The sequence below is a fragment of the Mongoliitalea sp. genome (genome assembly GCF_054166905.1).
In genome coordinates this window covers 86,976-111,752 of sequence record NZ_JBSZCK010000016.1, presented here as the reverse complement: position 1 = coordinate 111,752, position 24,777 = coordinate 86,976, and the positions used below count along the sequence as shown (strand labels likewise).

The window sequence follows — 24,777 nt, the reverse complement described above, 5'->3', positions numbered from 1 at the left end:
AAAGAATGCTTTGTTAAAAACTCGATTTATATGCTAATTTTTAGTTTTTAATATTGGCAGCTTGATTATTTTTATTTTTGATATTTTTTCCGTAATTTATTTGGTTCAATTTAACCCCTACAACTATGGTAAAAAGTTTTCAAGGTGTGCGCATAGTAGAAAGTAAAAAATCTACCGCCCCCATTTTAGTCAAAGACCACATGAGTACCAATCTCGTCACCTTCAAGCCAAGTGATTCAATTGATCACGTATTGGATATGTTGACCAAACGCAAAATATCTGGAGCACCGGTGGTAGATAATTTAGGTCATTTGGTTGGGATCATTTCGGAAGTGGACTGTTTGAAAGAGATTATCAAAGGAAAATATTCCAATACTCCTAAGTTTCCAGGCTTGGTAGAAGAGCATATGACAAAAGACGTCATCACGATGTCACCGGATATGACCTTATTTGATGCTGCTCAAAAGTTTTTGGAGTTAAAAATTAGAAGGTTTCCCGTCCTTCAGGATGGGTTCTTGGTAGGGCAAATTTCCCTATCTGATGTAATCCGTGCATTCCCTAAGTTGCAGGCAACTACTTGGTAGTGTAAGGATGAATGAAGAGAGATGAAGGATGAAAGATAAAGAAACAAGAAACAAGAGCCAAGAATCAAGACAAAAGAAAGAAATGGAGAGATTATGAGGTATAGATAATGAAATATGCTACCGCGATATAAGTTGATATACCTATCGGCGATATATTTGGTGGCTTGTAAATACGAGCATTATTCTTAAAAAAACTGTCATGTATTTTCAGGATGAAACAGTATTAAGTCTAGGATCTCTTGAAACCTCATTATTCATTCTTAATCCTTAATTCCTAATCTCTCTCAAGGCAGCCCAGATTTCCTGATCGCGATTATAGATATCTCTTCGGAAAAAATACTCTCCTCGCGAGTTGGCCCAGTAGGTCAGGTATAAAATAACCACAGGAATCTTACGATTGAGTGTTACGGTTCGTTCAGTCGTTTGATTCATTGCGAGCCGGATGCGGTCATCCGTCCAAGATTCATCATGAGCAAGGAGTATTTTGGCTAACTCAAAGGGCTTTTGAATGCGGATACAGCCATGAGAGAGCGCACGGTCTTCTCTGGCAAATAAGCTTCTACTGGGAGTATCGTGGATATATACCGAGTATTTATTGGGAAACATAAATTTTACCAATCCCAAGGAATTTTGCTGACCGGGCTCTTGTCTGATCGTGTACGGAAAATTCCTTGGGTTTACTTTTGACCAATCTATAGTAGTGGGATCCACAACAGAACCTGAACTCGTCAGTACCTTCATATTTTTTTCCTGAAGGTAATTATTGTTGCGCTTGACAGCCGGAATGATTTCATTTCTGGTAATGGATGTTGGTACCGTCCATGTGGGGCTAAACACCAGATAAGACATTTCTGCATTGAATTGTGGTGTGGAGTGGTAAGACTTTCCTACAATTACCTTTGAACTCAGTAAGGTATCCCGATTAACAAGGTAATCCAATTGGAAATTGGCGGTATTCACTATAATAAGTTCCTGTTCTTTTACTTCGTGCGGAAGCCAACGTAAGCGCTCAAGATTGATGGCGGCAGTTTGCACCAATGCTTCCGGGCTTTGATTCAGTGCATGCAATGTGCCTTGTCCAATCACTCCGTCTGCTTCCATTCCAAACCGTTGTTGCATACGCATTACGGCTGGGATAAGCAATGAATCATATAAGCGTTCATTTTCTACAGGATTAGATACTTTTAAAAAGCCCCAAAACTGCAATCGCTGCCTGATTTCAGGAATTGCTGCATGACTGTCTCCTACTTTTATGGATTTATCAGCCTTCAAAGCTTTCCAGGAGTTAACATTGGACTGCCTAGCCTTCTGCTCAAAATCGAAAGTTTCCCTCAATCCTTCACGCATGCGTTTGTATATGCTTAATTGGGGATAGAGCTCTTCCAGACTTTTTCGGATACTTCCTTTGGTCAAAGCATCACTTAAACGCTGGTCAATTTTTAATTCGGGAGCGTTTCGCTGAATATTCCAGGTTGTTTTCAAACTTTCTGGATCTACTTTTCCCAAATACAAATGAGAAGACAGGAGAATAAATGCATCTGTCAATAAAATATCAGCTGATGCCAAGACTAAAGGGTCGGGTGCAATCCCTGATTTTTGTTGATTTTCAAGCTGCTCAAATAAGGTGTTGATAGCATCTAAGTGATAATCAAAAGGATTGAGTCCATCAAATTTGGCCTGCTGTATTTCATAGCGCATTTCGTAAGCGATTTCATACAGTTTTTGACCATTGGACCAGGCGAATTCAAAGTTTCGGTCTTGATAGAAGTTTTGGATGACAACTGAACTATATAGCAATCTTCCGGAAACCCTTCTTTTGGTCTCCGTTTGCGTGGATTCAATCAATTGCCGAATCAATAAATCTTGGGATGGAGGTACATTCATCACTTGTTGACCGTGGGTCAACTGATGCGTGATCAAAAACAGGAATATAATCAATTTCCTCATAGTTGAATATTTTGATACCAAGATTTGCCGATTCCATCCGTAGGTTTGATTTCATAACCTACAGATGGAGGCTGACTATTTTATTTTTTTCGCTTCCATTGGACGGAGTATAAATCCAATCGTCGCTGTTCCAAATTCCGTACCGAACCTGCTTTTCGCTGCTTGGTCAAGAGGTCTAAGTCAATGTCCGCTACAATAGTGGTTTCAGCATTTTCTGAAGCTTGGGCAACTGTGGCATCGTGAGGGAAGGAAAAGTCAGATGGAGAGTAGATGGCAGATTGAGAAAACTGAATATCCATGTTTTCCACTCGTGGAAGGTTACCAACCGAACCTGTAATGGCTACATAACATTCATTTTCTATCGCTCGGGCTTTGGCGCAGATGTTTACCCGTAAAAAGGCATTTTTCGTATCTGTCCAGAAAGGGACGAAAAGAATATCCATTTCCTGCTCAGCCAAAATTCGACCCAGTTCAGGGAATTCTACATCGTAACAGATCAAAATTCCTATTTTCCCTGCATCTGTGTCAAATACTTTGATGCCATTTCCTCCCTGTAAACCCCAATAAGACTGCTCATCAGGTGTGATATGAAGTTTATACTGCTTGTCAGTAGTACCATCTCTTCTACAGAGATAGCTTACATTTCGGAGTTTTTTACCATCGTACTCAGGCATACTTCCGGCAATGATGTTGACGTTGTAAGACAATGCCAAGTCACTCATCCTGCTGACAATTTCATCGGTGTAATCAGCGAGATTTCGGATGGCTTCAGAAGCATCCATATCATTGAATTCTGCCAAGAGAGGAGCGTTGAAGAACTCGGGAAGCAAGCAAAAATCAGATTTATATCCTGAAACGGTATCTACGAAGAACTCCACCTGTTGCATCAAATCATCCACGGAGTTGAAGCGACGCATTTTCCATTGTACAAGACCAAGTCGCACAATGGATTTTTTGTTACCGATCAGCTTTTCATCTTTCTCATAGTAAATGTTGATCCATTCGAGCAAGGTTGCATAAGCTCTGGAGTCGGTATCTTCCGGTAAGTATTTGGTGATGACTTTACGTACGTGAAACTCATTCGCCAACTGAAAGGAGAGTACCGGGTCAAAAATCTCTTTACTTTTTACCAAATCAATGTATTTCCGAGGGGTCATCTGATCCGCATACTTGGAGTAGCCTGGAATTCTACCACCTGCAATGATAGAGCGAAGGTTGAGGTTTTCGCATAACTCTTTTCGGGCATCATACAATCGTCGTCCGATTCTCATCCCTCGGTATTCTTGATGCACGAAAACATCTGTACCATATAAGGTATCACCATCATCGTCATGAGTATCAAATTTCCCGTAACCGGTAATCTGATCGTAGGTATGGTTATCCCCAAATTTAGCATAGTCTACCACCAAACTTAGGGCTGCTGCTACTACTTTGCCGTTATCTTCTATACAAATCTGACCTTCCGGAAATGCTTTGATTTGATTCTTAAGTTCTTGCTTGGTCCAAGCGCCTCCTTGGTCCCGGTAAATACTGACCATGATTTCACGAATATCCTCATAGTCCGAAAGTTTAATATTCCGAAGCTTCAGTCGGTGTTCTAATTCATCTCTCATAACTACAAAGATACGGAATTTGAAGGAAAGAGTGAGTAGTGGATTGAGTGAACAGTTGACAGTGGGCAGTTGTGAGAAATGAAGAATGCTTGTGCTGAGCGTAGTCGAAGCAAGGAATGAATAATTAGGAATGATAGTAGGCTGACGGGTAGTCGTGAAGTTAACAGTGAGCGGTGGACAGTGAGCACTGACAAAGTGAACAGTGAACAGTGAACAGTGAATATGCCCCCTCATGAAATAGGTTGACAGGTCATTGACCGAAGATCGAAGAGTTTAGAATGTAGTTTTAGAAGCTTGTCTTGCATTTATTAGCAGGAAACTGGTTTAACCTCTTGCTTAGCAAGCACTCTCATAAAGGATTATTTATTTAAATCGCTTGCGATATAAATTACAAGTTTCTATATTTGTATCGCTCACGATATAAAATTACTTACTATGCAAAAACTGTATGAAACTTCTGCTACGGCTGTAGGGGGAAGAAATGGAAGTGTAAAGTCTTCTGACGGAGTATTGGAATTGGATGTTAGATTACCCAAAGTATTTGGAGGCCAAGGAGGGAGTTATACTAATCCTGAACAATTATTTGCTGCCGGCTATGCTGCATGTTTTGATAATGCATTGAATTACATTGCAAAATCGCAGCGTCTTGCCATTTCTTCCAAAGTGACGGCACATGTGGCCTTGATTCAGGGAACACCCACAGCATGGGACTTGGCAGTGACCTTAGATGTTGAAATCAATGGGCTAGAGGAATCAGAAGCGCAAAAGTTATTGGAGCAGGCACATGAGAGTTGCCCGTACTCAAGAGCTATTAAAGGAAATGTGGAAGTTACTATCAACCTAAAATAAGTCATGTCTACCAAATTTTATGAGTTTACTGCCAAAACCCTCCAAGGAAAAGATGTATCCATGGAGGAGTTCAAAGGCAAAACGATTTTAGTGGTCAACACAGCAAGTCAGTGCGGACTAACGCCGCAGTACGAAGGCTTGGAAAAGCTGTATGAAAAGTACAAAGACAAGGGTTTGGTCATATTGGGCTTTCCTTGCAATCAATTTGGCAATCAGGAGCCAGGAGATGAGTCCAGTATCGCATCTGGCTGTGTCCTCAATTACGGTGTTACCTTTCCCATGTTTGCCAAAATCGAGGTAAACGGCCCGAATACACACCCTATTTTCAAATACTTGAAGGAGCGCTTGGGAGGATTTCTTGGATCTCGGATCAAATGGAATTTCACCAAATTTTTGTTGGATGAGCAGGGTAGACCCTTGAAGCGATATGCCCCGATTACCAAGCCCGATCAGATTGAAAAGGATCTAGTGAAATTATTCTCAAAAAAAGCATCTTAAACACAGCTATTTACTAATCAAGATCCATCATGAATGAAGCGATTTTAAAATTAGAAAATCAGATTTGTTTTCCATTTTACGCTCTTTCCCGTGTGATTATCCGTGGATATCAGCCCCATTTGGATAAATTGGGGCTGACTTATACGCAATATTTGGTGATGTTGGTGTTGTGGGAACAGGATGATTTGACAGTGAATGAAATAGCAGAAAAACTCGTATTAAATACCAACACGGTGACCCCTTTGCTTAAGCGCATGGAGACTATGGGGTTATTAACCCGAGTAAAAGGAGAGGAGGATGAGCGGAAAGTCTATGTAAGATTATCCGAACGGGGGATTTCACTTAAGGAAGAGGCTTCCTGTATACCTCAGCAGTTATTGGAGTCATTTGAACAAGGTGAAGAAGCATTGGAAGATCTGATTCAGATGAGGGATACCATCCAACGATTATTGCAGCTGTAGATTGCTATCTTCAGTAACGGGAATTCGCCCATTCATTAACCACATCCACAAAGGAGGCACCAAGGCCATCAACATGCTTCCCGGGTAGCCCGTAGGAAGCTGCGGGCTTTCATCCATGTGCCGAAGCACCTGATATTTTCTGGACGCTAAGTAGTGATGGTCTGAATGTCTCGTCAATTCAAATAAAACAATTCTGCCCATCTCATGGTCTGAATTCCACGAGTGCTTAGGCAAAACCCGCTCATATCTTCCACTTTCCAGTTTTTTACGTCTCAGTCCGTAATGCTCAATATAATTGATGGTTTCCAATAATAGGACAGCTATCAACGCTATCCCAAGCGCATAGGGCAAGATTTGCCAGCCAAAAAACCAAGTAATCAATCCTAAGTAAGATAGTTGATATAATTGAAATCGAATCATTTCATTTTCCCAACTCCAAAAACTCACATCTTTTCTCGTCAAACGCTCCTTTTCCAGTTTCCATGCACTGATGTATTGCCCAATGATGGAACGAATGAAAAACAAATATACCCATTCGCCTTTACGGGCTGTTGCCGGATCCAGTGGAGTGGATACATGCTTATGATGTCCTCGGTTATGCTCGATGAAAAAGTGCATATACAGAACTGGAAGTAAGCCCATTTTGGCTAAGAATTGCTCTTTTTTATCCGCTCGATGACCTAGTTCATGGGAGACATTGATTCCAAGTGCACCCAAAACCACTCCCAAACTAAATGTCAAACCGACTTTTTCGTTGAGGACAAGTTCCTGTTGACTGATAGTATAAAAAAACAAGGCAATGAGCACATAGCAAATGGGAGGGCATAAGTAGAGTAAGAGGTCAAAAAAGCGATTGGATAGCCTTGTTACTTCTTCTTCAGCACTAGGGTTTTCGGTGGATGCCGGAAGGATTGCATCTAGCACAGGAAAGATACCAAAGGCAAGTATGACCGATGCCCAAGACCATACTCCTCCCCAAGCTAATGCGAGTAAAAAGGAGAGTGGCAAAAGGTAGGCACTGAGATATTTTAAGTCTTTGATCATTTGGGTTTAAGCGAATGTAAAATTAAGTACTTAAATAAACGTTTAAGATAGGCAATGTTTTTTCTTTTCTACTTCTGTTCCGGTAATTTAACGAAAAAACGACATATATGTATTTCAACCAAAGAGCTTACATATTTTTTTTAAAAGCAATTTTGCTTCTGTTTTCCCTATTGCATCTAAGCGGTTTTACCTGTATAATTATCAAGGACATCTAGTAGAAGCATACTTGGTAGGATGAAAATCTGGATCAGTGGAAGAAGTTTATAGTTTATGATTTTGATTGAATAAAACACTATAAATCAACTTTCAATAGCACAAACAAAAAAAGGCCAAGCAAATGTGCTGGCCTTTTCTATTTATGTAGGATTCATAAGCCTACATTCATTTAGTTTATTTCTTTTCGGGACCTTTCGTGCCTTTGACCACATCACCTTCTTTCAATTGTTTGGACACTACGAAATAAGGACCTACAATCAATTCCTCACCTTCTGCAATGCCCTCTAAAATCTCTATATTGTCAAAGTCAGAGATGCCTGTTTTGATCTCACGGAACGTTGCTTTACCCTCTTCCACCACAAAAATCAATTCTTTTGCTTTGGTACTACCATCAGCATTGGTCATCAACTGATCCTCGCGTGTGGTTACTGCACCAAGTGGTATGGAAAGTACGTTTTCTCTTTTCTGTGTAATGATATCCACGCTTGCAGTCATTCCTGGACGGAATGGGAATTTGTTACGCTCAGATATTAAGTCTGCATAGGATTCGTTGATGATTCGAATCTTTACTTCAAATTCAGTTACAGCATCAATGCTAGCCTTTGTATTTGCCGAGTTGGCAATGGAAGTAACCACTCCTTTGAATTTTTTACCAGTGGAAGCGTAGGAATCTACATCGATGATGGTAGTGTCTCCCATGCTAATGCGGATAATGTCATTTTCATTGACATTTACCCGAACTTCCATTCTAGAAAGGTCTGCAAGTCGTAGCATTTCCGTACCAGCCATCTGCTGTGTACCTACCACACGCTCTCCTTTTTCTACCAAAAGTTTTGACACAATTCCGTTTACAGGAGAATATACATTCGTTAATCGAAGGTTTTCTGCTGCTTCGTCAACGGTGGCTTGCGCACTTTTGATGATAAATTCAGCTGCAATCACCGATTGTTGTGCAGCATCTAGATCGTTGGCAGCGGTAAAATAAGTCGCTTGCACTTGCTCCCAATCAGCATCTGATATAACCTTATCTTTGTACAAACGCTCATTTCTTTTGAATTCCAGTTCGGCTCGTACAAACTGAGCTTCCGCACGTTTCAAGTTGGCCTTGGACTGTGCTAGGTTGGCTTTGTTTTGATTCAGATTGGCACGTGCTCTGTCTAAGGCAGAAATGAAGTTGTCAGGTCGTATTTTTACCAAAAGATCACCTACTTTCACAGAATCTCCATCCATGACATTCAGCTCGGTGATTTCCCCTGCTACATCCGGGCTGAGTTTTACCTCTGTTTCAGGTTCAATAACCCCTGAGGCACTCACTTTTTCTATGATAGTCGCTTTTTTAGCGGTACCGATTTCAACACTTACTTCTTTTGGTCCACCAATCCAGCCAGCTTGACGGCCGATGATTGCGAACACAATTACAAAAGCCAATACCCCCAAGAGGATGTATATCAATTTATTGGATTTTTGTTTCTTAGCCATTGGTATAGTTCTGTTATAGTTTTAATGGATTTCCTAAATAAAAGTCAAGCACCTTCACACGGAAGATATAGGTGTATTTGGATGTAATTAAATCAGCTTGAGCGTTGAAGAAATTGTTTTGTGCCAATTGATAGTCTGCAAAATTGATTGCACCTGCATCAAAGCGCTGCTGGGCAATTCTAAAGGCTTCTTCCAATGACTCAACTCTGGTAACAGAAGCTCTGTATGATAATCGGGATGCAAACGCATTGGTATAGGCACTTTCAATATCCTGACGAAGTTGGTTTTTGGTTTCCACTTCCTGAATTTCAGCCAATCGCTTTTGAAGACGTGCGCGCTGTACATTGGCACGGTTTCTCATATTGGAAAGGATGGGGATATTCAACTGCATGTTGGCAGAATTGGAGAAGTTGTTTTGGATCTGTGTACCAAAAGATGGGACTTCACCGAAAACCGATTGATCAATAAAGTTGGAGAATGCACTCATGCCAAATCCAAGCGTCGGCGCATATCCTCCACGAGCAATTCTTACACCAATCTCAGCACTTTCAATCCCTAATTCGGCAGCTTTGATTTCAGGCATCAAACCCAATGCGATGGCAAAAATTTCATCTACATCGTTTTGAGCCATTTCAAAAGCATCTGCCTCTAATTCTGGAGCAAACACATCCATACGGTCATCGAATGGAACCTGCATTGCCTGCGCAAGGTTCAATTTGGCAATTCGAAGGTTATTACTCGCATTGATTACCTCCAACTCATTTGTTGCATTTTGGGCTTGAATATCCAATCGATTGGCAAGCGGTAAGGAGCCTGCATCAACCAATTTATTGGTGACAGTTAATTGCTCTTTGGTGGTATTGAGTTGGTTTTGAGCGATTTTTAACTGCTCTTTTGCAAAAACAACATTGATGAATAGATTGATAACATTCAAGGTAATGTTGTTTTCAGTAGCAGCGACATTGTAAGCAGCAGCTTCAATATCCACTTTGGACTGTCGGACACTGTTGTTGATCTGCTGACCGGCAAAGAGCGTCACATTGGAGTTAGCGAAAAGGTTGATGTTACCAATCCGATTGTTTTCAAAAAGGTTGGTTACCGGGTTGATGGACCTACCCCAGCGATATCCAGAACTAGCCCCTGTACTGAATGTTGGTATCCGTTGGCCTTGATTAGCAAGGTAATTGGCCTCTTGCTGCGCCAAAGCTACCTGGCTTCTTTGCAAATTCAAGTTGTTTTCTAAGGCTATTTCGATACAAGTTTCAAGGTCCATTACGGTACCCTGACTTGTTTGGGCAAATCCAGTGACTCCTGCTGCAAAGCACAGGATTACTAAAAGGTAAAGTTTTTTCATATCAAAGGTCTATATCTGGAATGTAAATCAAGTCTTTAATCCAAGGTATGGTTTTAAGGTAATCGATGGTAGTAGACCTAATTCCTGAATCCATTTCAATTACATGGCAGGCAAGGTCATTTTTTCCCTTTCGGGACACGGACATGGTGGCAATATTTGTTTGTTCTTGCGCGATAATGTTGGAGATAAATGCTATGGCACCGGCAACATCCTGTGCCTTGATGATCAATGTATGCGATTGGGCTGTGAAATTTGCATTGAATCCGTCCACTTCTGCGATATTGATTAATCCGCCTCCCAAACTTTCTCCGATCACTTCAATGGTTTTATCACCTTTAGTAAGCACCAATTTGATGGTATTGGGATGATAAACAGATGCATTTCCAATAGACTTAAAAGTGTATTGAATTCCTCGTTCTTTGATGAGGTCAAAGGCTTCCCGAATATGAGGGTCATCCGTTTTGAAATCCATCAATCCACCTAAAATGGCTTTATCACTTCCATGCCCTTCATAGGTACGTGCAAAGGAGTTGTAAAAGGTAATCACAGCAGAATCAGGACTGCCTCCCAATACCCGGATGGCAGCACGAGCAATTCTAACTACACCTGCGGTATGCGAAGAAGAAGGTCCAATCATCACTGGACCAATCATGTCAAAAACACTACTTTTTGAACCCATATATGTACATTTGTCAAAAGATGTGCTAATCTAGCAAGTATTTAGTAACTAACACAGGAAAGCAATCACTTAAGTACTTAAATTATCTTTAAAAAACATTAAATAGTATGAGCGGTATTTGCATTTGGTTATCTTCTTTTGTTAAATGTCCATAATTGAACAATTTTATGCACGGTTTTAATACACTTTTTCTTCAAAAAGGAATACACGGAAAATGGTCGATTGAGGAGGGCCTTGTTCACAATCGAGCCTTCTTATTTGGCGATGGCTTGTTTGAAACGATGGTATTTTCTCAGGGTGAATTGAAGGATTTTTCTTTACACCAGATTCGCTTATTTCAGGGTATGGAGCTATTAGGTTTATCCAAAAATACGATAAGTACCCAAGAAGATTTGGAGCAACTGATCAACCATCAACTAACCAGTCAAGAGGTAGCTCGAATCCGTTGGAATGTTTTTAGATCTGGATTGGGGAAATATAGTCCTGAAAGTAGTGAAATGACGGAAACTTTGCAGATACAAACATTTATACCAGCACCTACAGTGAAGAAATCTGCTATGGTTTCTCAAAAGCACCGTCTTTTCCCGCATATCTGGGCAAATTGTAAAACAAGTAATGCCTTGGTGTATGTCTTGGCCAATAAAGAGCGCATAGAAGTTCAGCAGGACGAAATTATTCTATTGGATCATTTAGGAAATATCTCTGAGGCTGGTGCGGCCAATATATTTTGGAAAAAGGGGAATGTATATTATACCCCTTCCCTTCAGACTAACTGTATTGCAGGAATTGGGAGAGCCAAGATCATTGCTACTTTACAAGCGCAAAGTCAAGAAGTACGACAAGGAGAATTTCCTGTAGCCTCTTTGCTTGCTGCGGATAAGGTTTTTGTTTCTAATGTTACTGGTATAAGCTACCTGGCCGAGGTGGAAGGCAGTCATTTTGACACCCAACCTGAGAATCACTTAGAAACACTTTTCCAATTGTCATAAATAGCCTAAACTGCTACTGCTGCTTTGATGTGAGGATGTGGATCGTAATTGATCAACTCAAAATCCTCGATCTTAAATTCGAAAATATCTTTGACTGCAGGATTTATTTTCATCTGTGGCAATGGTCTGCATTCACGGCTCAGTTGCAATTGCGCTTGCTCCAAGTGATTGCTATACAAATGGGCATCACCAAACGTGTGTACAAATTCTCCTGGCTCTAAATCACAAACCTGCGCAATCATCATCGTGAATAGGGCATAGGAGGCAATGTTGAATGGAACACCTAAAAATACATCTGCACTGCGCTGATAGAGTTGACAGGATAACTTGCCTTCTGCGACATAAAATTGAAAAAGGGTATGGCATGGAGGTAAGGCCATTTGATCCACGTTAGCTACATTCCATGCGCTGACTATATGTCTTCTGCTGTCCGGCTTGGTTTTGATTTGATGGATAAGATTTTTAATCTGATCAATTTCTCCACCTTTGCCATCCGGCCAATGTCTCCATTGATATCCGTATACAGGGCCTAGGTCTCCGTTTTCATCTGCCCACTCATCCCAAATACTCACCTTATTTTCTTTAAGGTAAGCGATATTGGTATCGCCTTTCAAAAACCAAAGCAATTCGTGGATGATCGATCGAAGGTGCAGTTTCTTGGTAGTCACTAAAGGAAAACCTTCCTGTAAATCGAATCGCATCTGATAACCAAAAACACTGATCGTGCCTGTGCCTGTTCTATCCTCCTTCTTGACTCCCTTATCCAAAATATGCTGCATCAGGTCATGGTATTGTTTCATAGCGATAATTGATTTTTGAGTAGTAGATGAAAAGCTAAAATTGAAAAAGTTGTGTAACTTTTCCAACATTTTCCACGGGAATAAGTATCCTTTATAGATGAATTTTACAAAGAAGCAGTCTTTCATTGGTTTAGCAATAGCACTAATAATCACGCTGACCTTAGGGCTTTTGCAACCCCAAGTACGCTTTGACTACGATTTTGAAAGCTTTTTTCCTCAAGAGAGTGAAGACTTACAGTTTTACATCAATCACAGAGCAACTTTTGAAAATGACAATGATTATTTGCTCATAGCGATCTCCCATGCAGAAGGAATATTCAATCAAGAGTTTCTCAAACGTGTAGAAGATGTTCAACAACAATTGTTGGATTTGGACAAAGTTGAAGGAATTCAATCCTTATTGACACTCAGTCAGCCTGTTATCAGTCCATTTGGTACACGTAGAAATCGAGTATTGGATCCTGGCAATCTTGATAGGTTTGATACACAGGTAGCAGCGGTCAGAGATTCGGAAACTTGGAGAGATTTTTATTCTGAGGATGAAACATATATTTTATTACTCCTTCAAAATGAACAACGGATTGTAAAAGAGGTCGGAGATGAACTTTACGAGGAAATACGAGCCATTTTGGAGGGTACTTTCCCCGATTCGTTCCAAACTGCTGGTAAAATCAAAGCACAAGGGGCTTTTGTGCAGTTGCTTCAAGGGGAGTTTGCATTCTTTTTAGGTATTGGGTTTTTGTTGATAGTTACGATTTTGTTTGTGCTTTTCCGCTCCATTTGGGGAGTGCTTATACCCTTGGTAGTGATTGCTTTTGGAGTTCTGTGGACCTTGGCTTTTATGTTGCTGATGGGCAAGCCTTTGGATGTCATGACGGTCATGCAGCCAATCATACTCGCTGTCATTGGTGTGGCAGGCTTAGTTCACTTTATCAACTACTATCTAACGTATGTGAGGGAAGGAAAATCTCATGCGGATGCTATTCAAGCAGCGTTTTCAGGATTGGTCTTAGCAGTATTTTTGACAAGTGTGACTACTTCACTTGGATTTTTATCCCTTTATTTCACCCAAATACCCACATTAAAGTACTTTGGTTTGTACACGGGTCTGGGAGTGGGTTGGATGTTTTTGTCCATGATTTTAATCACACCTGCCTTATTATACCTATTGCCTCCTTTGCCAGCGGTGGATAGACCGCACATAGTTAGCTTTTGGAGGAAATCTATGCGTGCTGCATTTAGTTGGGTAATTGCTCACAAGAAAAGTATTCCCTGGGTATTTGGAGGACTTACCTTGCTTGCTGTTTTGGGCTTGAGCCAATTGAAGGTCAATGGCTACATTTTAGACAACTTACCGGAAGGTAATGAGTTGATGGAATCTTTTTTGTTTTTTGATCAGGAGTTTGGAGGGAGTAAACCCTTGGAGTTGGCTTTGGAGAGCGGAACAGGGGCGAATTCTCTGATAAACCTAGAAGTATTGGAAGCTATGGAGAGTTTGGAGGAGTTTATTGCCAAAACGTACGGGGCGGGGGTAATCATTTCTCCTTTGACTCTAGTCAAGACCACGAATCAAGCCATTAACAATGGGAATTCCCGTGCCTTTGCTATTCCATCCCGTGGGCAGATCAATCGAGTCAGACAATTGATACCATCTATTAGTGAAAACTCTCCTGTTCCACTCATTACAGAAGATCTTACGAAAGGAAGAATGAGTGCCCGGACAGCAGATATGGGAAGTTATGAAGCCAAGCGAATGAATTCCGAATTAGAGGCATTTGTCCAAGAAAACATATCCCCTGAAATCCTACAAGTCCGAATCACTGGAACTTCTCACTTAATTGACATCAGTCATGAAGCGGTCAGTAAGCAACTGGCAAAAGGCCTTTTATTTGCATTTATATTGGTAGCATTTATAGCTGGTTTTTTATTTCGCTCATGGAGGATAGGATTGATCGTATTGATTCCTAATTTAGTTCCCTTGCTATGGCTGACGGGTATGATGTGGATTTTTGGGATTGACTTTAAATTGACCACAGCTATCGTATTTACAGTTGCTTTTGGTATTGCCGTAGATGATAGTATTCATTTCATGACCAAATTTTACTTAGAACTGAAAAAGCGTCGAAGTATGTTGTATGCCCTCAAAAGAACATTTTTGGAGACAGGCAAGGCAATTATTTTGACGACAGTTATATTATCGGCGGGCTTTGGTGTTTTGACTTTGAGTCAATTTGGCGTGACGTTTTATTCAGGATTATTGATTGCCTCATCCTTGATTTTTGCTTTGATAGCAGACTTGATTTTACTTCCCGTATTACTCTTAGGTATTCGAAAATCATGGGTGAATTTGGAAGGGAAGGCTTACTCCTGAATACGAGGATTGATGGGCTTATTAAAACTAGCTGAGATAGGGTAATGGTCGGAATAATCCACTTCTCGGTGAGTTTTGAAATTTAAGATATCAAAAATTGGGTCAAAGAAAATATTATCAATCCGTAAAAAGAAAAGTACTCTATTGTAAGTAAATCCAAAACCTCGACCTGCTTTTTCAAAAGCATTATCCAGATTTTTGCGAAGGAAAAAGTAGGTGTAGGAGTAGGGGACATCATTAAAATCGCCTACGATAATGGTGGGATAGGGGCTATTATCCATATGTTCTCTTAAGATCTCCAATTGAGAGGCACGGATTACTTGACCATTTTTCAATTTCTTAAGTGTAGAACGATAATTTTCCTTGATTCCTTCGATATTATTGAGGTTATCCTTGTCGATATTCATGGATTCTAAGTGGGCATTGTACACACGGATGGTATCACGGTCTATTTTGATATCTGCAAACATGACCCCATTATTCCTTCGCGTATCAAATACTTTTCCATCATTAATGATGGGATATTTACTCAAGATGGCCATCCCATAAGAGCGTCGATTTCTGTTCCCTTCGTTGATTTGATAGCTGTACTCATACCCAGCTTCGGTTGCCAATTGCTTAAGATGATTTTTGGAAGGGGTAGTGAAGTCTTGGTAAAATTCCTGGAAACACTTGATGTCTGAGGGATTCTCTTGAATCCATTTGACAAGGTTTTCACTGTTTAGAGCAGGATTGGTGGAAGGGTGCTGGTAATTGAACATGTGCACATTGTAACTCAACACACTAATGCTTTCCTCGCTTTCTTGCGGGATATTGAATTGTATCGTTGTGCCCACATATTTCCAGCCGGCGATCAAAGCGATCAAAGGAAGTATGGCTAATTTTCTCTTGGCAAAAACCAAACTAATGAAAATGAATGCGTTGATACCTAAAAGTAGTGGATTGGTAAGGGTCAGTAAACCTACATAAGGGAAAAATTCTGGAGAAATATACACACTGTAAAATAGTGCCAAGGAGACTAAGAAAAATACAACAACAATAAAGCGAATCATAGTGAGCGTGGAAAATCACTCGAAAATATGCCTTTGAAGTTGTCTTTGCAAATTGGTAGGTAGAAATAAGATGGAATAGTTATCAGTAAATTTAGGGATGAGTGAATAGTTCGGGAAGTGGTTGTTACTTAGTTTAGTCAATCAATTGTTGTCTTTTAACTATAAATATCCTTTGGAGGGAGAGCTAACTTTTCCAAAGTTTGGAACTTTAGAAAAGTTGTACTCATAGCCCACAATATGCATACTTCATTCCTAATTTACTTACGAGTCACTTGCCCACTAGTACTCTACCATTCTCTTGTTTTTCAGCCAGATCAGCGTTTTTAGTCTGCCTATCAAGTTTATTCAGTTCGCGCTTGATGATTGCGTATCCAGCCAACCCGGAAATTAAGGAAGCTAAAAGGATTCCCATTTTGGCTTGTTCCTGATAAATAGCTGTTTCAAACGCCAAGGAATTGATAAATAAGGACATGGTAAAACCAATTGCTGCAAGGAAGGAAACTCCCAGTAATAAGCGGGTATTTAATCCAGCAGGCATGGTGAATAACTTCATTTGGATGCCTAACATAGACAAGCCGAAAATACCGATAATCTTACCAAGCAGTAGTCCCAAACCTACACCTAATGCCACTGGACTCGTGATCATTTCCATCCAATCACTATCAATCACTACACCTGCATTGGCTAAAGCAAACACTGGCATTACAAAGTAAATAACCAGTCCATGCATGCTGCGCTCCAAGCGCTGTAAAGGGGATATGGAGGCCTTGGATATTCGCTTGATTTCCCCGATAATGTTTTCTTCATCAGCAGAAAGCAAATACTCATCTTTCTCAGCTTTGTTGGCTGTTTTAAACTTTTTGGTAAGGTTACTAATAGAATTTAGGTAATCAGATTTGTCAATTCTTCTATCAGCTGGAATGGCAAATGCTGCTAGTACCGCTGCAATGGTCGCATGTACCCCTGATAGTAACGTTGCCAACCATACTCCTCCGATTCCTAATACAGCAAAAATAAATACTCTACGAACACCCAAGAGGTTGAGGGCAAACATCAAGCTTAAAATTCCAAGTCCAATGGTTAGATTGAATGTGGAAATTTCTGAAGTATAAAACAAAGCCACTACCAATACCGCACCGATATCGTCTATAATGGCCAATGCAGTTAGGAATACCTTCAACTGTATCGGAACTCTAGGACCCAAAAGGTATAATACCCCCAAAGCAAACGCGATGTCTGTCGCCATCGGGATTCCCCAACCGTTCAAACTTTCAGTCCCGTTTCCTGCATTGAAAGCGATGTAGATGGATGCAGGTATTAACATTCCGCCTATGGCGCCGACAATTGGCATCAGGACATTTTTAGGATTGGACAATTCACCTGCTATGATCTCTCGCTTCAACTCCAAACCCACAACGAAGAAAAAGATGGACATCAAGCCATCATTGATCCATAGTAAAAGTGATTTGTAAACACTGAATTCACCTATGCTGAAGCCTATTTTTTGACTAAGGATCCATTGCATGGAACTATGTGCAGGCGTATTTGCTAAAATTAGCGCCAATAATGCTGCAAAGAACAACAAGAAAGAGCTGAATGTACTCTTTTGAATGAATTGAATCAACGGACTCAAGGCACTGAACTTTAACTTTCCTGAATTCATAGTGTTGAAGTTTTTTAGAACAATGTTTTGAATACATCAGATATATTAATCAAAACCATTAATTATTTTAATGATTGATTAGATTTGAAATAATATACTGATGCAAAAATTTCTCTACGCAAAAAAATATTCAAAGGTTTAGCTTGGATCGACCCCAAACCAAATTTTGCTATCAACTATTAAAACTTTCAATGTCTAGTGTGTATAGAAAAAAATGAAATTAATAGACGGTTAGATTTCTTGTCTTAAATTGTCCACGTACTCTTTCTACCAGTTCTTGAGAAGGGGATTCGGTTTCTGCTAATGCATAATTGATGCCTAATTGACTCCATTTGTTTTTTCCCAACTGATGGAACCTAAGGATTTCAACACGTTCTATGGATTGAATACCGGTACATATATCAGCTACTTTTTCCACGTTTTCCCAACTGTCCGTCAGTCCTGGAACTAAAACGAAACGAACCCAAACGGGTCGGTTTAGTCTGGAAAGCCTATCAGCCAGCTCTAAGGTCGGTTCGATAGATTGCTTGGTGACGCGTCTGTAGATTTCTGGATCCCCTGACTTGATATCCAGAAGGTGTAAATCTATATCCATCAAATCCTCGTCAGAGAAATTTGCTCCCAAAAAGCCTGAGGTATCCAAACAAGTATGTAATCCCAGTTTTTTTGCAGCTTTAAAAATTTTTTTGACAAATGCATGCTGTAATCCAGGTTCTCCACCAGAAATCGTCAGTCCTCCCTTGGAGATTTTCAATGCCTCTGTGTAGGAATTGATTTTTCTCATCATTTTTTCAAAGGCATATGGCTTGCCATTACGGATATCCCAAGTATCGGGGTTGTGGCAATACTGACAACGCAGTTTACAGCCTGTCAAAAACAGAACGAATCTAATGCCAGGCCCATCCATAGTGCTTCCGATTTCATAGGAATGTACATAGCCTACAGAGCCATCATCTATGTGAGATTGTATAGTGGAGGTAGTAAGCAGTTCGGTATTTGAAGAAACTTCTGGTAATTCGGAATTTTCCTCATTACCAGAAGTTTTAAATTCATACCTACTACGTGCTAATTTATTTGAACCCATATTACTTTTTAGATAGATCCATGGAATGTTCTGTTCAAAACATCCACCTGCTGTTCCTTTGTCAATTTTACGAAGTTAACGGCATAACCGGATACACGAATGGTCAATTGTGGATATTTTTCAGGATGATCTATAGCATCTTGCAGCGTTTCTTTAGTCAGCACATTCAAATTAGCATGAAAGCCATTGGAAGCCATAAATGCATCGAGTGCACCAACCACCTTTTCTGTTTTTTCCTCCTCAGGTCCCAAAGAGTTTGGAATCATGGAGATTGTCAAAGAAATACCATCTTCACAATCGTCATAGGGTAGTTTCGCCACAGAAAGCATAGCAGGCAGTGCACCGTATTTATCGGCTCCATTGGAGGGATTTGCCCCTGGAGCAAATGGTTCCCCAGCCCTTCTTCCATCAGGTGAGTTGCCTGTTTGCTTACCATAGACCACATTGGATGTTATGGTTAGAATGGACTGTGTGTGGGTGGCATTTCTGTATGTGGGATAATTTCTTATTTTCTCCATCATTTTAGAACAAAGCATCACTGCGATATCATCTGCCCGTTCGTCATTATTGCCATATCTAGGGAATTCTCCTTCTACTTCGAAATCTACGATTAAGCCAGCTTCATTTCGGATAGTCTTAACCCTTGCATATTTGATAGCGGATAAACTGTCTGCGGTATGTGATAATCCTGCCAAACCAAAAGCCATGGTTCGGAGAATGTCTCGATCGTGGAAGGCCATCAAAATGGATTCGTAGCAATACTTATCATGCATGTAGTGGATGATATTCAATGCGTCTACATAGGTACGCGCTAACCAGTCCATCAATATGTCGAACCGCTTCATAACTTCTGCATAGTCCAAGTATTCTCCTTCTAATTCCTGAATCATTGGTCCAATTTGTGCACCACTGATTTCATCTTTCCCTCCATTAAGTGAATACAGCAAAGTTTTGAGTAGATTGACTCTGGCACCAAAAAACTGCATTTGTTTTCCGAGAGCCATAGCCGATACACAGCATGCGATGCCTGCATCATCTCCATATTTGGGGCGCATCAGGTCATCATTCATGTATTGAATGGAAGAGGTGTCTATGGATACCTTAGCGACAAAGTCTTTGAAACCTTGAGGTAGTCTGGTAGACCAAAGAACTGTCAGGTTTGGTTCAGGAGCAGGACCTAAAGTGTACAAGGTATTCAGCATCCGGAAGCTAGTCTTGGTTACAATAGTTCTTCCATCCTGTCCCATACCACCAATAGATTCCGTAACCCAAGTTGGGTCCCCTGAGAATAATTGATTATAGGAAGGCGTCCGTAAAAAGCGCACAATTCTGAATTTGATGACCAAATCGTCAATAAGCTCTTGAGCCTGAGACTCCGTTATGGTTCCTTCTTCTAAATCACGTTCTATATAAATGTCCAAAAAGGTGGAAATCCGACCTACTGACATTGCTGCTCCGTTTTGTTCTTTGACGGCGGCTAAAAATGCAAAGTAAAGCCATTGGACAGCTTCTCTTGCATTAGTAGCAGGCTGAGAAACATCAAATCCATAGCTTTCTGCCATCGTTTTCAATTCTTTCAACGAGCGGATCTGACTGGAAAGCTCCTCTCTCAGACGGAGAATATCCTCTGTCGACCACCTGGTGTCAATTTCTTGCTTTTCCTGCATCTTTTGCTGAATCAAAAAATCCAGACCATAGAGCGGTAATCTTCTATAATCGCCGATAATTCTACCCCGTCCATAGGCATCAGGAAGACCAGTGATTATTCCTGATTTTCTGCATTTACGAACTTGCTCTGTGTAGGCATCAAATACACCATCATTGTGTGTTTTGGCATATTTAGTGAATATCTCTGCAATTTTTTGATCAGGTTCATATCCATAAGCTTTTAGGCTATCTTCTACAGTGCGCCAACCACCTTTGGGCATGATGGCACGTTTGAGAGGTTCATCTGTTTGAAGGCCTACGATTATTTCTAACTCTTTATCAATAAAACCTGGTGCATGTGCAGATACTGTAGAGGGGATCTGTGAAACGCCCAAAACCCCTTTTTCTACTTCTTCTTGGAGTAATGGCTTCAAGGCCTCCCATAGTTTTTTTGTTCGATCTGTTGCTCCTGTCAAAAACGAATCATCGCCTGAATAGGGCTGATAGTTTTTCTGGATAAAGTCTCTGACATTGATGGTTTTTTCCCACGTACCTGTACGGAAATTTCTCCATGCGATTTCAAACTTTTCTTCCTGGGTTAGCATATATTTTTAATTTAATACTTTTCGATTTGCTCTGCAAAATTAGTGTACGTTGAGGTAGGAGACTAGTTACCAATCATGATTAAAATCATATTTATGTATGAATTTTTCTATGATTTGTTAATCTTTTCTGATAGTAATTTTGTCTTTGTTAACTTTTGCTGATGATCTATAAAATTCGGTTCAAAAGTCACCATGTTTATTTAATCTAATCTTTTGATCTTTTCGTAAGAAACTTGATGTTGCCTTTGTAAGAGTAGTATCCTATGAAAAATTATTTTACTATCGTCGCTTCCTTCGTAATTATGTTGTGCTTAGGAAGTTTATATGCTTGGAGTGTTATTGCCAATGAACTTGTAAAAGACTACGGGTTTAGCATTGGCCAAGCTCAACTCATCTTTGGAGTTTTAATTGCAGTCTTCCCCTTAACAATGGTATTTGTTGGTCAATTGGATCAAAAACTGCCCCACAAATATTTCGGAGTGATATCAGGGATCCTTTTCCTTTTCGGGTATATGTTAGCAGGACTGTCTCAAGGGAATTTTTTTCTGATTTTAATAGGCATTGGCTTACTAGGAGGCATGGCAACTGGGTTTGGCTATTGGGTGGCATTAAATGCATCTGTTCGCTGGTTTCCTGAGAAAAAAGGATTGGTAACAGGTATTGCTACTGCTGGCTTTGGCTTGGGAGCAATGGTGATGTCTTTGGTGATAGAATATTTACTAAATCAAGACTTTTTGATTTTTGACATTTTAAAGCTTTTTGCGCTGAGTTATGGAAGTATAGTGATAGGGATGTCCTTCTTGATTTATCAAAATCCGATTAAGGTAGATGCCAAAAGTGATCAATTAAAGGTGTCTATGGTTATAAGAACTAGCTTATTCCAAAAACTATTCTTTGGTTTATCTCTGGGAACATTTGCGGGTTTGTTGATTATTGGCAGTTTAAAATTAATCGGTAGCGAACTTGGCGTGTCCTTGCAGGTATTGATCTTGAGTGTTTCCTTATTTGCTGTAGCTAATTTTTCAGGAAGATTAATCTGGGGATTTGTAAGTGACTATATAGGAGCTAGTTTGAGTATATTTTTAGCACTTTTGGTCCAAGGGGTGTCCATTTTCTTATTGAGTTTCATAGATCACAACGATTTCTCTTTTTTGGTAGTGGTCGTCCTGATTGGTTTTGGTTTCGGAGGTAATTTTGTGCTTTTCGCCAAGGAAACAGCACATGTATATGGAATACAAAATTTAGGGTTGATTTATCCTTTTGTTTTTCTGGGAAAAACAGTTGCAGGCATCACAGGACCCTTGGCGGGTGGATTTCTTTATGAGTTGTCTTCATCATTTTACTATCCTATTCTATTGGCAAGTGTGATCAGTATTATGGGGAGTCTCTTGTTTTTGCATCATTTTTTGACATCCCGCAAACTTTCAGGTTAACTGTTTTGAATTTAGAAATTGAATGCTAGACAATAGAAGAAGTTAAAAATTAGGCAGGAAGCTTTACCGATATGAAAAAAATCATAGCTATTTGATCTGATTTTCTAAACTTCATGAGGCATTTGTGGGTTATATCTGGAGTAAATAATAGCATCATGGAAAAAGCACCTGCTAAAAAATCTGCGAAAGCAGACCCAAAAACTACAATCATCAAAGGTTATGTGTCTTATGTGTTAGAGCACGGGCATGAACCTGCTTCTGTATTTAAGTTTGCCAAAGAACTAAAAATGTCCGAGGAAGAATTTTATAATTACTTCACTTCTTTCGAGGCTATAAAATCCTCTGTTTGGGGATATATTTTCGATCAAACTATCCAAAACATAGAATCTCAAGAAGTTTATCGTAGCTACAGCGCACGAGAAAAATTGCTTAGTTTCTTCTTTACTTGGATTGAGGAATTAAAGAAAAACAGATCGTATTTATTGGCGATCTATCATGGGAAAAAGGACTTGAAGAATATGCTTCCTTCGGAAATCAAGTCCTTCAAATCCAAGTTTAAAGATTTTGCCAATGAGATTATCTTAGAGGGCAAAGAAACAGAAGAGATCGCCAATCGTCCTTTAATTACGGAGCGGTACGACGAAGCCTTATGGCTACAGGTATGGTTTGTGTTTCAGTTCTGGTTGAAAGATACATCGCCTGCATTTGAAAAAACCGATGCAGCTATAGAAAAATCAGTGAACCTAGCCTTCGACCTGATGGGTAAAAGTGCAGTGGATACTTTCATTGACTTTGCCAAGTTTTTATATCAAAACAAATAATCTACAGGTTTATGGAGAGGAAGTTGAAAGAGCAGCAGAGTATACCTGTATCGAAGGTGCAGCGCGCAGCAAAATTTATTACCACTGGAGCCAAAGTAGGAGGAAACTACGTGAAGCATTATGCTAAAAAGGTAGTGAATCCATCGCTTTCCAGAGAGGAATTACATAATAACAATGCTGAGGATATTTACAACTCATTGAGTGAGCTTAAGGGCTCTGCGCTGAAAGTCGCTCAAATGATGTCTATGGATAAGAATTTACTCCCACGGGCTTATCAGGACAAGTTTACCATGGCTCAATACAGTGCGCCTCCCTTGTCTTACCCCTTGGTTGTAAAAACATTTCAGAAATATTTCGGCAAAACCCCTGAGCAGCTGTACGATACATTTACCAAGTCTGCAGTCAATGCAGCTTCCATAGGTCAAGTACATCAGGCTACCAAGGATGGTAAAAAGTTTGCTGTAAAAATACAATATCCAGGAGTAGCAGACTCTGTAAGTTCAGATTTGAAATTGGTAAGGCCATTTGCGCTTCGATTACTGAATATGAATGAGCGTGAACTTGATCATTACATGGAAGAAGTAGAAAGTAAGCTGATTGAAGAGACGGATTATGTACTGGAGGTTCAGCGTTCCTTAGAAATTTCTGCGGCCTGTAGTCATATAGAAGGGTTAACTTTTCCCGGATACTATGAGGAAATGAGTTCTGATCGTATCATCACCATGGATTGGATTGAGGGAATGCATATCAAAGAATGGTTGGAGACCAATCCTTCTCAAGAAGCGAAGAATAGAGTAGGTCAGTCGTTATGGGACTTCTACCATCATCAGGTGCATAACATTCAGCAAGTACATGCAGATCCGCATCCGGGTAATTTTATTATTACCACTGATAATCGATTAGGGATCATTGACTTCGGTTGTGTGAAGATTTTACCAGAAGATTTCTATCGAGGTTATTTTGCTTTGATCAAAAGAGAACTCTTAATCAATGAGGAGGAATTAAATCAGATTTTCTACAATCTTGAATTTATTTCAGACAAGGATACTGAGGAAGAAAAAGTATATTTCAAAGGAGTTTTCAAGGAAATGATTTCCTTGCTTGGTAAGCCATTTCATGTGGACACCTTTGATTTTGCTGATGATTCATATTTCGAGCAGATTTTCCAATTGGGAGATAGAATATCCAACGATAAAATGTTCAAAAAATCCCGTCAAGCCAGAGGATCTCGACATGGATTGTATATCAATCGTACTTATTTTGGTTTATACAATCTGTTGAATCAGCTTCAGGCTAACATTACAACTACAAAGCCGGATTGGTTGAAATGAGCTGAAAGGATGATGAGGAGTTTGTAAAATCGGCTGATATATATGGCTGTTCGATTCTTATGATATGTTTGTTCAAAAAATTGGTTCAGGCCTTGTATGAGGCCTGAACCAATTTTTTTTCTGATTTTAAAAATTTCATGTTGGGTCGAGTAGTAGTTGAATTTCTAAAGTTTTTATGCTTAATCAACTAAATAAAACCCTTTTTCATCTTTGCCTTCAATTGACCAATTACTAATAACACAATTTACTTTCATAGT

General features: G+C 39.9%; 20 protein-coding genes. 9 read left to right on the top strand and 11 right to left on the bottom strand.

What is annotated here, in order from left to right; genetic code table 11:
• The first annotated feature begins 125 nt into the window (after positions 1–125).
• Positions 126–584, top strand: coding sequence for a CBS domain-containing protein (locus tag ACXIUD_RS06175; protein ID WP_458051751.1), 459 nt, complete (start codon positions 126–128; stop codon positions 582–584).
• Positions 585–851: 267 nt separating this feature from the next.
• Here the strand turns inward: ACXIUD_RS06175 and ACXIUD_RS06170 are convergent, their stop codons facing one another.
• Entirely contained in the window at positions 852–2,531 is a 1,680-nt protein-coding gene (locus tag ACXIUD_RS06170) for a L,D-transpeptidase family protein (RefSeq protein ID WP_458051750.1), read from the bottom strand.
• 80 nt (positions 2,532–2,611) lie between these two features.
• Complete coding sequence (locus ACXIUD_RS06165; protein ID WP_458051749.1) at positions 2,612–4,144, bottom strand: GNAT family N-acetyltransferase; 1,533 nt, start codon at positions 4,142–4,144, stop codon at positions 2,612–2,614.
• 435 nt (positions 4,145–4,579) lie between these two features.
• Here ACXIUD_RS06165 and ACXIUD_RS06160 point away from each other — a divergent pair, with 435 nt between their 5' ends.
• Genes ACXIUD_RS06160 through ACXIUD_RS06150 form a run of 3 tightly spaced genes read left to right on the top strand, consistent with a single transcriptional unit; the run spans position 4,580 to position 5,952 of the window.
• The gene (locus tag ACXIUD_RS06160) at positions 4,580–4,993 is read left to right on the top strand and encodes an organic hydroperoxide resistance protein (protein ID WP_458051748.1); all 414 of its coding nucleotides are present in this window, start codon (positions 4,580–4,582) and stop codon (positions 4,991–4,993) included.
• 3 nt (positions 4,994–4,996) lie between these two features.
• Complete coding sequence (locus tag ACXIUD_RS06155) at positions 4,997–5,491, top strand: glutathione peroxidase (protein WP_458051747.1); 495 nt, start codon at positions 4,997–4,999, stop codon at positions 5,489–5,491.
• Positions 5,492–5,520: 29 nt separating this feature from the next.
• Positions 5,521–5,952, top strand: a complete 432-nt coding sequence (locus tag ACXIUD_RS06150; protein WP_458051746.1) for a MarR family winged helix-turn-helix transcriptional regulator — start codon at positions 5,521–5,523, stop codon at positions 5,950–5,952.
• Here the strand turns inward: ACXIUD_RS06150 and ACXIUD_RS06145 are convergent.
• The 4 genes from ACXIUD_RS06145 to sdaAB all read right to left on the bottom strand — a co-directional run bounded on the left by ACXIUD_RS06145 (position 5,938) and on the right by sdaAB (position 10,724).
• Complete coding sequence (locus ACXIUD_RS06145) at positions 5,938–6,996, bottom strand: alkane 1-monooxygenase (RefSeq protein ID WP_458051745.1); 1,059 nt, start codon at positions 6,994–6,996, stop codon at positions 5,938–5,940. The genes ACXIUD_RS06150 and ACXIUD_RS06145 overlap by 15 nt on opposite strands.
• Before the next feature lie 390 nt (positions 6,997–7,386).
• Positions 7,387–8,691, bottom strand: coding sequence for an efflux RND transporter periplasmic adaptor subunit (locus ACXIUD_RS06140; RefSeq protein WP_458051744.1), 1,305 nt, complete (start codon positions 8,689–8,691; stop codon positions 7,387–7,389).
• A gap of 13 nt (positions 8,692–8,704) precedes the next feature.
• Positions 8,705–10,045: a TolC family protein gene (locus ACXIUD_RS06135; RefSeq protein ID WP_458051743.1), complete on the bottom strand. Its 1,341-nt coding sequence runs from the start codon at positions 10,043–10,045 to the stop codon at positions 8,705–8,707.
• A gap of 1 nt (position 10,046) precedes the next feature.
• Positions 10,047–10,724 carry an L-serine ammonia-lyase, iron-sulfur-dependent subunit beta gene (gene sdaAB / locus ACXIUD_RS06130; RefSeq protein WP_458051742.1) on the bottom strand — a complete coding sequence of 226 codons (678 nt, stop codon included), beginning with the start codon at positions 10,722–10,724 and terminating at the stop codon, positions 10,047–10,049.
• 167 nt (positions 10,725–10,891) lie between these two features.
• On the opposite strand from sdaAB, the gene ACXIUD_RS06125 reads away from it, so the two are divergent.
• A complete protein-coding gene (locus ACXIUD_RS06125; protein WP_458051741.1) occupies positions 10,892–11,713 on the top strand; it encodes an aminotransferase class IV in 822 nt (273 codons plus the stop codon).
• A 5-nt stretch (positions 11,714–11,718) separates the two neighbouring features.
• On the opposite strand, the gene ACXIUD_RS06120 is transcribed toward ACXIUD_RS06125, so the two are convergent.
• A complete protein-coding gene (locus tag ACXIUD_RS06120) occupies positions 11,719–12,513 on the bottom strand; it encodes a thymidylate synthase (protein WP_458051740.1) in 795 nt (264 codons plus the stop codon).
• 97 nt (positions 12,514–12,610) lie between these two features.
• Between ACXIUD_RS06120 and ACXIUD_RS06115 the strand changes: the two genes are divergently transcribed.
• Positions 12,611–14,884 carry an efflux RND transporter permease subunit gene (locus tag ACXIUD_RS06115; protein WP_458051739.1) on the top strand — a complete coding sequence of 758 codons (2,274 nt, stop codon included), beginning with the start codon at positions 12,611–12,613 and terminating at the stop codon, positions 14,882–14,884.
• Here ACXIUD_RS06115 and ACXIUD_RS06110 read toward each other — a convergent pair.
• The 4 genes from ACXIUD_RS06110 to pflB form a co-directional block, all read right to left on the bottom strand.
• Positions 14,875–15,936 (bottom strand): endonuclease/exonuclease/phosphatase family protein, encoded by a 1,062-nt coding sequence (locus ACXIUD_RS06110; RefSeq protein ID WP_458051738.1) that lies wholly within the window; start codon positions 15,934–15,936, stop codon positions 14,875–14,877. The genes ACXIUD_RS06115 and ACXIUD_RS06110 overlap by 10 nt on opposite strands.
• A gap of 268 nt (positions 15,937–16,204) precedes the next feature.
• Positions 16,205–17,599 (bottom strand): Na+/H+ antiporter NhaA, encoded by a 1,395-nt coding sequence (nhaA, locus tag ACXIUD_RS06105; protein ID WP_458051737.1) that lies wholly within the window; start codon positions 17,597–17,599, stop codon positions 16,205–16,207.
• Between the two features lie 220 nt (positions 17,600–17,819).
• Entirely contained in the window at positions 17,820–18,683 is an 864-nt protein-coding gene (gene pflA, locus ACXIUD_RS06100) for a pyruvate formate-lyase-activating protein (RefSeq protein ID WP_458051736.1), read from the bottom strand.
• Positions 18,684–18,691: 8 nt separating this feature from the next.
• Positions 18,692–20,935 (bottom strand): formate C-acetyltransferase, encoded by a 2,244-nt coding sequence (pflB, locus tag ACXIUD_RS06095; RefSeq protein ID WP_458051735.1) that lies wholly within the window; start codon positions 20,933–20,935, stop codon positions 18,692–18,694.
• A 263-nt stretch (positions 20,936–21,198) separates the two neighbouring features.
• Here pflB and ACXIUD_RS06090 point away from each other — a divergent pair, with 263 nt between their 5' ends.
• From ACXIUD_RS06090 to ACXIUD_RS06080, 3 genes are all read left to right on the top strand, one after another.
• Positions 21,199–22,368: an MFS transporter gene (locus tag ACXIUD_RS06090; RefSeq protein ID WP_458051734.1), complete on the top strand. Its 1,170-nt coding sequence runs from the start codon at positions 21,199–21,201 to the stop codon at positions 22,366–22,368.
• Positions 22,369–22,523: 155 nt separating this feature from the next.
• Positions 22,524–23,189: a TetR/AcrR family transcriptional regulator gene (locus ACXIUD_RS06085; protein ID WP_458051733.1), complete on the top strand. Its 666-nt coding sequence runs from the start codon at positions 22,524–22,526 to the stop codon at positions 23,187–23,189.
• Between the two features lie 11 nt (positions 23,190–23,200).
• Entirely contained in the window at positions 23,201–24,520 is a 1,320-nt protein-coding gene (locus ACXIUD_RS06080; protein ID WP_458051732.1) for an ABC1 kinase family protein, read from the top strand.
• Positions 24,521–24,777: the final 257 nt, after the last annotated feature.

Bases quoted from the DNA above. Each gene is read 5' to 3' on its own strand.
- ACXIUD_RS06155 (WP_458051747.1), top strand. From the start codon at position 4,997: ATGTCTACCAAATTTTATGAGTTTACTGCCAAAACCCTCCAAGGAAAA.
- ACXIUD_RS06115 (WP_458051739.1), top strand. From the start codon at position 12,611: ATGAATTTTACAAAGAAGCAGTCTTTCATTGGTTTAGCAATAGCACTA.
- ACXIUD_RS06160 (WP_458051748.1), top strand. From the start codon at position 4,580: ATGCAAAAACTGTATGAAACTTCTGCTACGGCTGTAGGGGGAAGAAAT.
- sdaAB (WP_458051742.1), bottom strand. From the start codon at position 10,724: ATGGGTTCAAAAAGTAGTGTTTTTGACATGATTGGTCCAGTGATGATT.
- pflB (WP_458051735.1), bottom strand. From the start codon at position 20,935: ATGCTAACCCAGGAAGAAAAGTTTGAAATCGCATGGAGAAATTTCCGT.
- ACXIUD_RS06170 (WP_458051750.1), bottom strand. From the start codon at position 2,531: ATGAGGAAATTGATTATATTCCTGTTTTTGATCACGCATCAGTTGACC.
- pflA (WP_458051736.1), bottom strand. From the start codon at position 18,683: ATGGGTTCAAATAAATTAGCACGTAGTAGGTATGAATTTAAAACTTCT.
- ACXIUD_RS06090 (WP_458051734.1), top strand. From the start codon at position 21,199: ATGAAAAATTATTTTACTATCGTCGCTTCCTTCGTAATTATGTTGTGC.
- ACXIUD_RS06145 (WP_458051745.1), bottom strand. From the start codon at position 6,996: ATGATCAAAGACTTAAAATATCTCAGTGCCTACCTTTTGCCACTCTCC.
- ACXIUD_RS06085 (WP_458051733.1), top strand. From the start codon at position 22,524: ATGGAAAAAGCACCTGCTAAAAAATCTGCGAAAGCAGACCCAAAAACT.
- ACXIUD_RS06175 (WP_458051751.1), top strand. From the start codon at position 126: ATGGTAAAAAGTTTTCAAGGTGTGCGCATAGTAGAAAGTAAAAAATCT.
- ACXIUD_RS06125 (WP_458051741.1), top strand. From the start codon at position 10,892: ATGCACGGTTTTAATACACTTTTTCTTCAAAAAGGAATACACGGAAAA.
- nhaA (WP_458051737.1), bottom strand. From the start codon at position 17,599: ATGAATTCAGGAAAGTTAAAGTTCAGTGCCTTGAGTCCGTTGATTCAA.
- ACXIUD_RS06135 (WP_458051743.1), bottom strand. From the start codon at position 10,045: ATGAAAAAACTTTACCTTTTAGTAATCCTGTGCTTTGCAGCAGGAGTC.
- ACXIUD_RS06080 (WP_458051732.1), top strand. From the start codon at position 23,201: ATGGAGAGGAAGTTGAAAGAGCAGCAGAGTATACCTGTATCGAAGGTG.
- ACXIUD_RS06150 (WP_458051746.1), top strand. From the start codon at position 5,521: ATGAATGAAGCGATTTTAAAATTAGAAAATCAGATTTGTTTTCCATTT.
- ACXIUD_RS06110 (WP_458051738.1), bottom strand. From the start codon at position 15,936: ATGATTCGCTTTATTGTTGTTGTATTTTTCTTAGTCTCCTTGGCACTA.
- ACXIUD_RS06120 (WP_458051740.1), bottom strand. From the start codon at position 12,513: ATGAAACAATACCATGACCTGATGCAGCATATTTTGGATAAGGGAGTC.
- ACXIUD_RS06140 (WP_458051744.1), bottom strand. From the start codon at position 8,691: ATGGCTAAGAAACAAAAATCCAATAAATTGATATACATCCTCTTGGGG.
- ACXIUD_RS06165 (WP_458051749.1), bottom strand. From the start codon at position 4,144: ATGAGAGATGAATTAGAACACCGACTGAAGCTTCGGAATATTAAACTT.